Genomic DNA, 11,864 nt, shown 5'->3' on the forward strand with positions numbered 1-11,864 from the left:
CTCATAGGGAATCCGTCTGCGGAGGGCTCAGTGATTCACTCAGGAATATTGTGAATCATCGACGGGCTGTTTCAACCACACCCGGATGCCTATTGCATTACCGTCGCTGCATTGCTGCCCGGGGCCACCCCGGCACCGCGGAAACCGCTGCCGGGGCATCGCGCCGCACGGCGGAAACCCTTGACCACCACCCTGCGATCGTCTTGGGTTGCCCGCCTCTCCCAGCGTGAGCTTCATGGAATCCTACGTCGGTCCCGTCATCGAGTTCGTCAAGGCCAACCAGGCTTGGGCTCCCGCCATCATCTTCGCCCTGTGCTTCGCCGAATCCCTTGCGGTGCTGTCGCTGATCGTGCCGGCCTGGGCGATGATCGTCGCCTTTGGCCCGCTGATCGGCACGGCCGGCATCCCGTTCTGGCCGATCCTGGTGGCGGCGGCGCTGGGAGCGACGGTGGGCGACGCGGTGTCCTACTGGTTCGGCTACGTCTTCAAAGACCGGATCGGCAATGTATGGCCGTTGTCCAAGCACCCCGACATGCTGCCCAGGGGCCATGCGTTCTTCGAGAAATGGGGCGTCTGGGCGATCTTCATCGGCCGCTTCTCCGGACCGCTGCGCGCCTCGGTGCCGCTGGTCGCCGGCATGCTGGCCATGTCGCAGTGGAAGTTCCAGATCGCCAACGTGGTCTCGGCCTTCATCTGGGCGGGCGCGCTGCTCGCGCCGGGCAGCTTCCTCGGCAAGTACCTGACGTTCCTACACTAACCTTGATGCCGCTCAGGCCAGCACGCCCGTTCCGAGCCGCTCGACCGGAAAGGCGTGGACATCCCCCAGCAGTTCGACGAAGGCCCTCGCCGTGAATTCCGTCTGCTGACGGCCCGCCGCGGGTGTCGATGCGGCAGCATTGCCGATGGCACCCGACGGATGCAGATCCTCGCTCATCCAGCCGAAGGCGATGCGCTGCGTCGCCCGCAGATGCCTGTAGCGCTGTTCCATGATGATCGCGGCCGAGGCGAAATCCCTGGCCTTCGCCATATGCACGAGGTCGCGGCGCAGGTGCAGCATCTGCGACGTTTCGATCTCGCCGCCATGGATGCCATGCATGGTCTCCGCCTCCGAGAACAGCCCTTCCGGCGAGCCGAGCCGGTGCCAGGAACATTGCACGACGAACATCCCGTGCTTCACGCGCAAGTCCCGCGCGACGATGTCCATCACCGGCACGTTGCCGCCGTGGGAATTGGCGATGACGAGCTTCCTCACGCCAGCGCGCGCGACGCTCTCGCCGATCTCGGTCAGCAACCTGATCTGCGTCTCCGCCGAGATCGTCACCGTGCCGGGAAAGGCGATGTGCTCGTCCGACTTGCCCATCCAGACGGTCGGCAGGAAGGTGACGGGAAGCGCCTTCGGCAGGATGTCGCGCACCGCCTGGACATTGCCCTCGGCGATCACCGTATCGACGCCGACCGCCAGGTGCGGCCCGTGCTGCTCCACCGCCGCGATGGGCAGGACCGCGATCCAGCCGGCCGTGTCGGAGGCGCGGAACTCCTCGGTGGTCATCTCGGCCCAGAGCTGGCGCGGCAGCATGGCGCTAGTCCTTTCGTGCGGCGACGATCTCCACCTCGACCTTGAACTCGGGCCGCGTGAAACCCGAAACGATCATCAGGGTCGAGGCCGGCGGCGGAGCGGCGACGTGGCGGTCCCGCGACGCCATATAGCCAGCCATATGCGCCCGATCCGTGACGAAGGCATTGATGCGCACGATGTCGGCATTGGTCATGCCGGCATCGGCCAGCATGTGGCCGATCGCACGGAAGCAGAGATCGGCCTGTTCTTCCGCTCCCTCCGGCACCGCGCCGAGCGGATCGATCCCGAGTTGGCCCGAGCAGAACAGCATCCGCGTGCCGGCCGGCACGATGACCGAATGGGAATATTTCGCGAAGGGCGCCGGCAGGGCGGCAGGCGTGCGCTTGTCGAGCATGGATCAGGCCTTTCCCGCCTGGATCGGCAGCGCCGTCGTCTGCTTGATCCGCTCCATGGCGAAGCGCGACGTAACGTTCTTCAGCGGCATCTGCGCGATCAGGCGCTTGTAGAAAGCATCATAGGCGTCCATGTCGGCGACCACCACGCGCAGCATGTAGTCGACATCGCCGGCCATCCGGTAGAATTCCATGACCTCGGGCATGGCGGAGACGGTGTCGGCGAAACGCGCCAGCCAGCCCTCGGAATGGTCCGACGTCTCCACCGACACGAAGACGGTCAGGCCGAGCCCGAGTTTCTTCGGATCGAGCAGGGCGACGCGGCCCTTGATGATGCCCTCCGCCTCCAGTTTCTGGATTCGCTTCCAGGCCGGGGTGGTGGAAAGACCGGATCGCGAGGCGACCTCGGCGATGGAGAGGGAGGCATCGGTCTGCAGGACCGAGAGGATGCGGCGGTCTGTGTCGTCCATGCGCGGCCCCTTTTCAGGCGTCGGACTTTTCTTCATGAACGGGATTTACCGCGCCGATGTATCGCTGGCGAGAACTTCGGAAGAAAAATCCTGCTTGAATCCCGCCCGCATGCAGAAACGACAAGGCCGGCCCGAAGGCCGGCCTTGCGAAGCGGAAAGAGGATCTGTCAGTTGCCGGCGTAGAACGAGCCGCCCCACGGCCATTGCACCGTCCAGGCCGGCGCGCCCCAGAAGCGGTCGGGCCCTGCCGGGCCGCGCATGCTGGTCGACAGGAACGACAGGTCGCTGGTCGTCGAATAGGGCCCATAGATGATGTCGGGGCGCATCGAGTTGCGGTTGCCCGGGAATTCGGCCTTCGGCGTCACCAGCCAGTTGGGGCGGGACACGCGCACCTCGGGAACGGCGCGGCGGCGCTGCTGCGCCTGGGCTTCATGGGTCGCGGCTTCGACGGCGACGAGGGCGGCGGCTGCGACAAGGCCGGCGGCGAACTGGCGGATCATGATGGGCTCCCGATGCGACGGCCAACACTAACGTTGCGTCGCCTTCCGGTCGAGAGCATGCCGGTCACAGTCTTGAGGAACCGTGACCGGCATCACCCCAGGCCTTCTCAGGCTGCAATGCGCCAGGCGCCGGGAAGTTCCACATCCCTCCAGCGCGGCGCCTCGACACCCGTCGGGCTGACGAGCCCCCGCGCGCCGTCCAGTGCGCCGGGGACCAGTTCCAGGCCAAGGAAGCGGGCGCGGTCGAGCGGTCCCGGCATCCACAGCTTGTCCATCTTCGCCGCGCCGAAGCCGAAGCGGCTGTAATAGGGCGCGTCGCCGACGAGGATCACGGAAGCATGCCCCTCGTCCTTCGCGCGGCCGAGCGCGGCGCGCATGAGCTGGCCGCCGATGCCGGCCGCGCGCAGCGTGCCGTCGACCGCCAGAGGGCCGAGCAGCAGCGAAGGCCGCGACGGGCCGAGCGTGACGTTCCACAGCCGGACCGTGCCGACCAGCCGCTCGCCAGCGGTCGCCACCAGCGCCAGACCGTCGGCCGGCAGACGCCCTTCGCGCAGCCGCTCGGAGGTCTTGCCCAGACGCTCCGGGCCGAAGGCCGCGTCGAGCAGCGACTCGCGCGCATCGATATGGCGGAGCTGCTCGTCAGCGATGACGACGGAGGCGGGATTGGAAATCGAGACGTGAATGGCCACGGCCGCGGTCCTTCTCGGCAGGAGCATTTTCAGCAGAAGTGGAAACCGGTTCTGCGGTTCGAAAATGCGACTACTGGGAGCCCGGCGCCTTCGAGCTTTCCTGGAAAGCAAGATGGCGCCAAGAGAGACGACAGCCCTCGTGCCGAAGCGCTGAGGCTTCGGCCGGTCGGGACTTTTCGGGAGGGAAACCCGCCCGGATCAGCCCGGGCGGGACAAGTCTCAACTGACGTGCGTCAGATGCAGACGCTGGCCAGCGGCGCGAAGCCGTTGAACCCGACCGTCGAATAGGTCGTGGTGTAGGCGCCGGTCGCCTCGATCAGCACCTTGTCGCCGATGGAGAGCGACACGGGCAGGTCGTAGGGCTTCTTCTCGTACATCACGTCGACCGAATCGCAGGTCGGGCCGGCCAGCACGCAGGGCGCCACGGCGTCGCCATCCCGCTCCGTGCGGATCGGGTAGCGGATCGCCTCGTCCATGGTCTCGGCGAGGCCATGGAACTTGCCGATGTCGAGATAGACCCAGCGCACCTCGTCCTCGTCCGACTTCTTCGAGATGAGCACGACCTCGGACTCGATGATGCCGGCATTGCCGACCATGCCGCGGCCCGGCTCGATGATCGTTTCCGGGAGACGGTTGCCGAAATGCTTGGTCAGCGCCTCGAAGATGGCCGCGCCATAGGCTTCCGCCGCCGGAACGTCCTTGAGGTACCGAGTCGGGAAGCCGCCGCCCATATTGACCATCTTCAGCTCGATGCCGCGCTCGGCGAGCGTGGCGAAGATCGAGGAAGCGGTCGTCAGCGCGGCGTCCCAGGCGCCCATATTGGTCTGCTGCGAACCGACATGGAACGACAGGCCGTAAGCCTGAAGGCCAAGGCGATGCGCATGCTCCAGCACGCGCGGGGCCATCTCGGCCGCGCAGCCGAACTTGCGGGAGAGCGGCCACTCGGCGCCCTCGCAGTCCTGCAGGAAGCGGCAGAAGACCTTCGCGTCGCGGGCGCCGAGGATCTCGGCCTGGCGCGCGATCTTCTCGACCTCGGCCTCGCAATCGACCGCGAACAGGCGCACGCCGTACTGGAGGGCGCGCGCGATGTCCTTCTCCTTCTTGATCGTGTTGCCGAAGGAGATGCGGTCGGCGGAGGCGCCCGTCGCCATGGCCTGCTCGATCTCGACCACGGAAGCGCAGTCGAAGCAGGAGCCCATCTCGGCGAGCAGGTTGAGAATCTCGGGAGCCGGGTTGGCCTTCACGGCGTAGAACACGCGCGTGTCGGGGAGAGCCCGGGCGAACTTGGTGAAGTTCTCGGCCACGACTTCGAGATCGACGACCATGATCGGGCCATCGTCGCGTCGGTTGCGGAGGAATTCGCGGATACGGTCGGTCATGTCAGTGTCCCCCCAGCCCTCTCCCTCGAGGACCAGCAAAGGGTTGAACCCATGGGAGGCTTCCGCTTTCCGGGTCCGCTGTGGAGACGGAACACCGGTGACGGTCGCCACCCGATGACGTTCGCCGAGACGTCGCATCAAGCCCGGGCCACGAGCCCGAAACCGGAATAGGACGCCTTCGATTGGATTGGGGACACCCCCGATCCGCACGGCCGGCAAGAAGAACAAGCCTCTTCGGTAGCTGGCTCTGGACACCAGCTGAGACCAAAAAAGCCCGATCGTCGTTGCTTCAAGTCGCGTCCTCTGCGGAGGGCAGAGTTCGCCGGTTAGCCTCCGGCTGCCGGTTAGGTATCGAAGACCCCGCGTCTTGCGACGCCCCTGGAACACGGCCCGGTAGATCCCCGGCGCATTCCCAAGTCTTCGGGCGGCTGTCCGGCCTCTTGTCCGGATGCCCACCAACCGGCACGCAACCACAGGCACGTGCGAAATTGGGCAGGCGTGTAGATAACAGATTCCGCCCCCCGCGCAAGACCTTTTCGCAACCACCGGCACAAGAATTTTCCCTTGGCAGGTCATCGGCTTAACGAATGTTCACGTTCGTGGCGGCGCGGTGTCCGCGATGGACAATGCGAAAGGCGCCGCGCTATTCTGCCGCACATTCTCCGATACCAACGATACAAAGGGATTCCAACGGCATGGCAGCCGCGGTCGATGTCGCCGCCTACAGGGACGTGCTGATCATTCTCGGCACCACGGCGATCACGGTCCCGATCCTGCGCCGCTTCGGCATCAGCCCGGTTCTCGGCTTCCTCGGCATCGGCACGCTGGTCGGCCCCTCGGCACTCGGCCGCCTGTCCGAGACCTTTCCCCTCCTGCGCTGGGTCACCGTCTCCGACAGCACGCAGATTTCCGTCTTCGCCGAGCTCGGCGTCGTCTTCCTGCTGTTCCTTATCGGGCTGGAACTCTCCTATGAGCGCCTCACCCGCCTGAAGAAGCTGGTGCTGGGCCTCGGCTCGGCGCAGGTGGTTCTGACCACCACCATCATCGCCTTTGCCGCCTGGTGGCTCGGCCGGCCGGTGGCGGCCGCGATCCTGATCGGCGGCGCCCTGGCCCTGTCCTCGACCGCGGTGGTGGTCGAACAACTCGCCGAGCAGAAGCGTCTTGCCACCACCACCGGCCGCACCAGCTTCGCCATTCTGCTGATGCAGGATCTCGCCGTCATCCCGCTGCTCTTCCTCGTCAGCGCGCTGGCGACCCGCGGCGAAGGCTCGGTCGCCTTCGGCCTGCTGATCGCGGTGGCGCAGGGCGCCCTCGCCATCGCGCTCGTCGTCTTCATCGGCCGCCTCGTGCTGCGGCCCTTCCTGCGCCTCGTCGCCTCGGCCGACGAGCCGGAAGTGTTCATGGCCGCCGCCGTGCTGATCGCCATCGGCACGGGCGTGGTCACCGCCATGTTCGGCGTCTCGATGGCGCTCGGCGCCTTCGTCGCCGGTCTGCTGCTGGCCGAGACCGAATATCGCCGCGCCGTCGAGGCGACGCTGGAGCCGTTCAAGGGCATCCTGCTAGGCGCATTCTTCTTTTCCGTCGGCCTGTCGATCGACCTGTCGCTGATCATCGCGTGGCCGACCCTGTTCTTCCTTGCTCTCGTGACGCTCATCGCGGTGAAGATCGCCGTGCTGGTGCCGCTGATCCGCGCCTTCGGCCAGAGCTGGCTGGTCGCCATCCGCACGGCGCTGCTGCTCGGCCCCGCCGGCGAGTTCGCCTTCGTCACCATGGGCCTTGCGACCGCCTCGGGCGTCGTGGCGCCCCAGACCGGCGCCTTCATCACCACGCTGACGGCCTTCTCCATGGCGACGGTGCCCTGGCTGGACCGGATCGGCGACATGCTGGCGCGCCGGCAGCAGGCGAAGGTCGCTCCCGACCCGGAACTGGCGGTCGCGCCGCCGCCGCCATCCGCGAAACGCGTCATCGTCGTCGGCTACGGCCGTGTCGGCCAGCTCGTCTGCGAGATGCTGGCGCGCCACAAGGTGCCCTTCGTGGCGGTCGACAAGGACGCGCGGGAAATCGCCGACCTGCGCCGGGCCGGCCATGCCGTCTATTTCGGCGACGCCAACAACCGCGCCTTTCTCGACATGTGCGGCATCAGGGACGCTTCCGCCCTCGTCCTCACGCTGCACACGGCCGGGGCGCTCGACGAAATCGCCACGCTGGCGAAGTCGATCAACCCGGACCTGACCGTCATCGCCCGCGCGCGCGACGCCGATCACGCCAAGCGCCTCTACAAGCTCGGCGTCACCGACGCGGTCCCTGAAACCATCGAGGCAAGCCTCCAGCTGTCCGAGGCGGTGCTGTTCGACCTCGGCGTTCCCGCCGGCCTCGTCATCGCCTCGGTCCACGAGCGCCGCGACGTCTTCCGCAAGGAACTGCAGGAGGCCGGCGTCGACGAAAGCCGCGTCCAGCACGCCGTCCGCTCCCGGACCACGCTCTGACCCCCTCCCCTTGCGGGACGCTGCGGCCTTTGCCATCATCAGGTGCTCTAAACACGGCCCTCCGCCAATTTCGGACGGGGGGCCGTATCCGTTCCGACAGGGCCTTCATGGCCAGAGCCTTCGTGGCATCGAGGACAGGATGAGCGTCAACAAGTCAGGGCATATCCGGCTGACCTCGCATCCGGGAGCCGGCACCGCCTCGCGCTTCAAAGTCGCCTGGGGCGCAACCGGCCCCGAGGAACGGGGCCCGGTCGTCGCGACCGTCAATGCCGGCCCCGACCGCAACGCCATCGGCACCCATGGCGGCTCCTATGCGCTCTACCGCGCGCTCGCGGTCTCGGCCGGCGCGCTCAACCCGATCCAGCGGCCGGATCTCACCAACACCCATCCCGTGGTCGATATCGGCCCCTTCCCGCAATGGTCGGAACCGGGGCGCATCGTCTCCATCGATCCGTTCGGCCATCTCGTCGGCACCGCCTTCCGCGGTCTGATCGCCGAGGGCATCGATATCCGCCCCTCCATCGCCATCACCAAGGCGCGGCTGACACTGCCCGAACTGCAACACGACATCGGCAAGCGGCTGAAGCCGGACGGCCAGATCGTGCGCGAGAGCGGCGACATCGCCTGTGTGAAGATCGCCATCGACCCCGTCTGGTACCTGCCCGGCATCGCCGAGCGCTTCGGCACCTCGGAAACGAATCTGCGCCGCACGCTGTTCGAGCAGACCGGCGGCATGTATCCCGAACTCGTCACCCGCCCGGACATGAGCGTGTTCCTGCCGCCCATCGGCAACACCACCGTCTATCTCTTCGGCGACGTCGCGAAGCTCGGCGATCCGAAGACCTTCGTCTCCGGCCGCCTGCACGACGAGTGCAACGGCTCCGATGTATTCGGTTCGGACATCTGCACCTGCCGGCCCTATCTCGTCCACGGCATCGAGGAGGCCGCCCGCGACGCGCAGAAGGGCGGCGTCGGCTTCATCGTCTACAACCGCAAGGAAGGCCGGGCACTGGGCGAGGTCACCAAGTTCCTCGTCTACAATGCGCGCAAGCGGCAGGAGGGCGGCGACCAGGCCGCCACCTATTTCGAGCGCACCGAATGCGTCGCCGGCGTGCAGGACGCGCGCTTCCAGCAGCTGATGCCCGACGTGATGCACTGGCTTGGCATCCGCCGCATCGACCGCTTCATGTCCATGTCCAACATGAAGCACGACGCGCTGATCGAGGCCGGCATCGATATTGTCGAACGCGTGCCGATCCCGGCCGACCTCGTGCCGCAGGATGCCTCCGTCGAGATGGAGGCCAAGAAGGCGGCCGGCTATTTCACCCCCGACGCTCCGCCGACGCCCGGCGACCTCTCCAGGGTCGTCGGCCGCAAGATTGAAGACTTCTGAAGGGACGCCCGCCCGTTATGGCCTTTGCGATGCTCGATGCCCCGCGTGCGGCACGCTCCCTGCTCACCGCCTCCGCCGTGCGCGAGCGGGCGGCGAAGATGCTGACGCTCGGGCTCGACGGCAAGCTCACCGCTTTCACCGTCGATCTCGACCGTCTGCCGGCGGCGGCCGATGTCGTCGTCTCGGTGATCCGCGACAACTACCCATCCCTGGCGATCCCCTTTCATGCGCGCTGGCGGCATTTCACCGCCGCCGGCCGCGATCTCGGCCGCGAGTTTCTGGAGGCGATCGCGGATCCCGCGGAGCGCGGGCGCGCCGCCTACGATCTTGCCATCGTCTCCGTCCTGCTCGACGCCGGCGCCGGCATGGGCTGGCGCTACCGTGATGCGCCGACCGGCACGGAACTGTCGAAATCCGAGGGCCTCGCCGTCGCTTCGCTCCGCATGATCGAGGCCGGCACCTTCTCGTCGGACGGCTGCAGCCCGCGCGCCGACGCCGCTCGTCTGAAGACCATTACGGCCGGAGACATCGCTGCCGGATTTCAGGTCAGCGACGCCAATCCCCTTGTCGGCATCGAGGGGCGCGCCCAGCTCCTTAGCCGGCTTGGCACTGTCGTCGAAGCCGATCAGGCCTTCGCTCGCGGCGGCAATGCCCGGCCCGGCGGGCTGTTCGATCTCCTCGCCGCGTCAGCGGAAGATGGCGCCATTCCCGCGACGGGCATCCTGGCGGCGGTCCTGTCTCACCTCGGACCGATCTGGCCGAGCCGCGTCACGCTTGGCGGCATTTCGCTCGGCGATTGCTGGCACCATCCGCTGATGCGCTCCGGAGACGCGACCGACGGCCTCGTACCGTTCCACAAGCTTTCGCAGTGGCTGTCCTATTCGCTGATCGAGCCGCTGGAATGGTCAGGCCTGACGGTGACTCATGTCGATGGCCTCACCGGTCTGCCCGAATATCGCAATGGCGGGCTGTTCGTGGACACGGGCGTTCTGGCGCTGCGCGACGCGGCAGCCGCCGCCGAGCCGAACACCGTCGATGGCGCGCTCGTCGTCGAGTGGCGCGCGCTCACCGTCGCGCTTCTCGACCGGATCGCTCCGCTGGTGCGCGACAGGCTAGGGCTTTCAGCCGAAGCTTTCCCGCTGGCACGCGTTCTGGAAGGCGGCACCTGGTCGGCGGGCCGCAGGCTGGCGCGGGAGCGCCGGGCCGATGGCGGATCACCGATCCGGGTCGTCAGCGACGGCACCGTGTTCTGATAATAGAAAGCCGGCAAAATGGCTGGAGGGGCTCCATGAACAACGTCACCGTGGTCGACCATCCGCTGGTCCAGCACAAGCTGACCCTGATGCGCGACAAGAACCGCTCGACTAAGGGATTCCGGCAGCTACTCCACGAGATCGGCATGCTGCTCTGCTACGAGGTCACGCGTGACCTGCCGCTTGAGGAAACCGATATCGAGACGCCGCTGGGGCCGATGAAGGCCCCCCAGATCGGCGGCAAGAAGCTGGTCTTCGCACCGATTCTGCGCGCCGGCCTCGGTTTCATGGACGGCATGCTGGAGCTCGTGCCCTCCGCCCGCGTCGCTCATATCGGCCTCTACCGCGACCCCGCGACGCTGACGGCGGTCGAGTACTATTTCAAAGCGCCGGAGGACGTCGCCGACCGCCTCGTTATCGTCACCGACCCGATGCTCGCGACCGCCAATTCGGCGATCGCCGCAGTGGAGCGGCTGAAGGAGCGCGGCGTCACCAATCTGCGCTTCGTCTGCCTGCTGGCGGCGCCCGAAGGCATCGCCAATTTCCACGCGCACCATCCGGAAGTCGGCATCTGGACGGCATCGATCGACAGCCATCTCAACGACCACGGCTATATCGTCCCGGGTCTCGGCGATGCCGGTGACCGCATGTTCGGCACGAAGTAGGCCTATTTCAGCCGCTCGATCAACGCCATGGCCGCGGCCGGCGCCTTCGGCTTGTGGCCGTTGATCATGAACAGGAACACGTCGCGCGGCTCGGCCTGCGGCGGCGTCCCGACGAGCGGCAAGCCGTCGGGCATTTGCCCCCCTGCCCATGCCTTCGCCCGCGCGGCCCAGTCGTCGAGCACGTCAGGCGCATAGCCGAGCGGCTCGCTTTCCGAGGCACATTGCAGGCGCAGATAGACGAAGGACGCCGTCGGATCGAAGAAATAGGGATAATCGGGCTCATCCGCGAAGACCGCCGCGACGCCGCGCTCGCGCAGCAGGGCGATGAATTCGGGCACCATGAAGCTCGCGTGCCGCACCTCGATGACATGCCGTAGCGCGTGCCCGTCCTGCTTCGGCGGCAGAAGCTGGAGGAAGGCCGCGATATCCTCCGGGTCGAACTTCTTGGTCGCGGCCAGCTGCCAGTTGATCGGCCCCAGCTTCGGCCCGAGTTCGGTAATGCCGCTCTCGAGGAACCGCTTCACGGAGTCGCCGGCCTCCGCCAGCACCCGCCTGTTGGTCGCAAAGCGTGGCCCCTTCATCGAAAAGACGAAGCTGTCCGGCGTTTCTCCGCGCCATTTGCGGAAGCTTTCCGGCTTCTGCGAACCATAAAAGGTGCCGTTGATCTCGATGGCCGTCAGCTTCGAGCCGGCATAGGCAAGCTCGCCCTTCTGCGCCAGCTTCTCCGGATAGAAGACGCCTCGCCAGGGTTCGAACGTCCAGCCGCCGATACCCACGCGGATTTCGCCCCGCTTCGCCATGGTCAGCCCTTTCCTGCTCCAGTCAGCCTAGCCCGAGCCGTGCCGCAACATGGCAGGATGGCGACCACCATGCGGTCACCTCGCTATGCGGTCTCACGGCGTGGTCGCGATCCTGTTGTCCCGGCTGTACGTTCCGCCCCAGCTGCAATCGCGGATATCTAGCAAAGTCCCCCGCTTCCGAACGCGAAAGGCACATTGCTGCGATGCGCCGCCCTCCCCCTCAAGGGAGAACTTATGCCTGTCGGACAACCGCCACCTCAT

At 66.7% G+C, this 11,864-nt stretch carries 12 protein-coding genes; 5 read left to right on the plus strand and 7 right to left on the minus strand.

Annotated elements, in window-relative coordinates; genetic code table 11:
- The first annotated feature begins 235 nt into the window (after nucleotides 1–235).
- Nucleotides 236–757, plus strand: a complete 522-nt coding sequence (locus JNK84_RS21115; protein ID WP_293427934.1) for a DedA family protein — start codon at nucleotides 236–238, stop codon at nucleotides 755–757.
- A 12-nt stretch (nucleotides 758–769) separates the two neighbouring features.
- On the opposite strand, the gene JNK84_RS21120 is transcribed toward JNK84_RS21115, so the two are convergent.
- The 6 genes from JNK84_RS21120 to JNK84_RS21145 all read right to left on the minus strand — a co-directional run bounded on the left by JNK84_RS21120 (nucleotide 770) and on the right by JNK84_RS21145 (nucleotide 5,006).
- Nucleotides 770–1,576: a creatininase family protein gene (locus JNK84_RS21120; protein ID WP_293427936.1), complete on the minus strand. Its 807-nt coding sequence runs from the start codon at nucleotides 1,574–1,576 to the stop codon at nucleotides 770–772.
- A gap of 4 nt (nucleotides 1,577–1,580) precedes the next feature.
- Nucleotides 1,581–1,970 (minus strand): RidA family protein, encoded by a 390-nt coding sequence (locus tag JNK84_RS21125; RefSeq protein WP_293427938.1) that lies wholly within the window; start codon nucleotides 1,968–1,970, stop codon nucleotides 1,581–1,583.
- Between the two features lie 3 nt (nucleotides 1,971–1,973).
- Nucleotides 1,974–2,438 (minus strand): Lrp/AsnC family transcriptional regulator, encoded by a 465-nt coding sequence (locus JNK84_RS21130; RefSeq protein ID WP_293427940.1) that lies wholly within the window; start codon nucleotides 2,436–2,438, stop codon nucleotides 1,974–1,976.
- Between the two features lie 167 nt (nucleotides 2,439–2,605).
- Nucleotides 2,606–2,938 (minus strand): hypothetical protein, encoded by a 333-nt coding sequence (locus JNK84_RS21135; RefSeq protein ID WP_293427942.1) that lies wholly within the window; start codon nucleotides 2,936–2,938, stop codon nucleotides 2,606–2,608.
- Nucleotides 2,939–3,045: 107 nt separating this feature from the next.
- On the minus strand, nucleotides 3,046–3,627 hold the full coding sequence (locus tag JNK84_RS21140; RefSeq protein WP_441343281.1) for a GNAT family N-acetyltransferase: 582 nt from the start codon (nucleotides 3,625–3,627) through the stop codon (nucleotides 3,046–3,048).
- Nucleotides 3,628–3,860: 233 nt separating this feature from the next.
- Nucleotides 3,861–5,006 carry a type III PLP-dependent enzyme gene (locus tag JNK84_RS21145; protein ID WP_293427944.1) on the minus strand — a complete coding sequence of 382 codons (1,146 nt, stop codon included), beginning with the start codon at nucleotides 5,004–5,006 and terminating at the stop codon, nucleotides 3,861–3,863.
- A gap of 695 nt (nucleotides 5,007–5,701) precedes the next feature.
- Here JNK84_RS21145 and JNK84_RS21150 point away from each other — a divergent pair.
- The 4 genes from JNK84_RS21150 to upp all read left to right on the plus strand — a co-directional run bounded on the left by JNK84_RS21150 (nucleotide 5,702) and on the right by upp (nucleotide 10,803).
- Entirely contained in the window at nucleotides 5,702–7,492 is a 1,791-nt protein-coding gene (locus JNK84_RS21150) for a cation:proton antiporter domain-containing protein (RefSeq protein ID WP_293427946.1), read from the plus strand.
- 139 nt (nucleotides 7,493–7,631) lie between these two features.
- Entirely contained in the window at nucleotides 7,632–8,885 is a 1,254-nt protein-coding gene (locus JNK84_RS21155) for a GTP cyclohydrolase II (protein WP_293427948.1), read from the plus strand.
- A 17-nt stretch (nucleotides 8,886–8,902) separates the two neighbouring features.
- Nucleotides 8,903–10,138, plus strand: coding sequence for a URC4/urg3 family protein (locus tag JNK84_RS21160; protein ID WP_441343282.1), 1,236 nt, complete (start codon nucleotides 8,903–8,905; stop codon nucleotides 10,136–10,138).
- A gap of 35 nt (nucleotides 10,139–10,173) precedes the next feature.
- Nucleotides 10,174–10,803 carry a uracil phosphoribosyltransferase gene (upp, locus tag JNK84_RS21165; RefSeq protein WP_293427950.1) on the plus strand — a complete coding sequence of 210 codons (630 nt, stop codon included), beginning with the start codon at nucleotides 10,174–10,176 and terminating at the stop codon, nucleotides 10,801–10,803.
- A 2-nt stretch (nucleotides 10,804–10,805) separates the two neighbouring features.
- Here the strand turns inward: upp and JNK84_RS21170 are convergent, their stop codons facing one another.
- Nucleotides 10,806–11,603: a DUF72 domain-containing protein gene (locus JNK84_RS21170; RefSeq protein ID WP_293427952.1), complete on the minus strand. Its 798-nt coding sequence runs from the start codon at nucleotides 11,601–11,603 to the stop codon at nucleotides 10,806–10,808.
- Between the last annotated feature and the right edge of the window lie 261 nt (nucleotides 11,604–11,864).

Source organism: Phreatobacter sp., from assembly GCF_016793595.1.
In the GTDB taxonomy this organism is placed as follows: domain Bacteria; phylum Pseudomonadota; class Alphaproteobacteria; order Rhizobiales; family Phreatobacteraceae; genus Phreatobacter.

Coding starts and splice junctions, on each gene's coding strand:
- JNK84_RS21115 (WP_293427934.1), top strand. CDS start 236: ATGGAATCCTACGTCGGTCCCGTCATCGAGTTCGTCAAGGCCAACCAG.
- JNK84_RS21120 (WP_293427936.1), bottom strand. CDS start 1,576: ATGCTGCCGCGCCAGCTCTGGGCCGAGATGACCACCGAGGAGTTCCGC.
- JNK84_RS21125 (WP_293427938.1), bottom strand. CDS start 1,970: ATGCTCGACAAGCGCACGCCTGCCGCCCTGCCGGCGCCCTTCGCGAAA.
- JNK84_RS21130 (WP_293427940.1), bottom strand. CDS start 2,438: ATGGACGACACAGACCGCCGCATCCTCTCGGTCCTGCAGACCGATGCC.
- JNK84_RS21135 (WP_293427942.1), bottom strand. CDS start 2,938: ATGATCCGCCAGTTCGCCGCCGGCCTTGTCGCAGCCGCCGCCCTCGTC.
- JNK84_RS21145 (WP_293427944.1), bottom strand. CDS start 5,006: ATGACCGACCGTATCCGCGAATTCCTCCGCAACCGACGCGACGATGGC.
- JNK84_RS21150 (WP_293427946.1), top strand. CDS start 5,702: ATGGCAGCCGCGGTCGATGTCGCCGCCTACAGGGACGTGCTGATCATT.
- JNK84_RS21155 (WP_293427948.1), top strand. CDS start 7,632: ATGAGCGTCAACAAGTCAGGGCATATCCGGCTGACCTCGCATCCGGGA.
- JNK84_RS21160 (WP_441343282.1), top strand. CDS start 8,903: ATGGCCTTTGCGATGCTCGATGCCCCGCGTGCGGCACGCTCCCTGCTC.
- upp (WP_293427950.1), top strand. CDS start 10,174: ATGAACAACGTCACCGTGGTCGACCATCCGCTGGTCCAGCACAAGCTG.
- JNK84_RS21170 (WP_293427952.1), bottom strand. CDS start 11,603: ATGGCGAAGCGGGGCGAAATCCGCGTGGGTATCGGCGGCTGGACGTTC.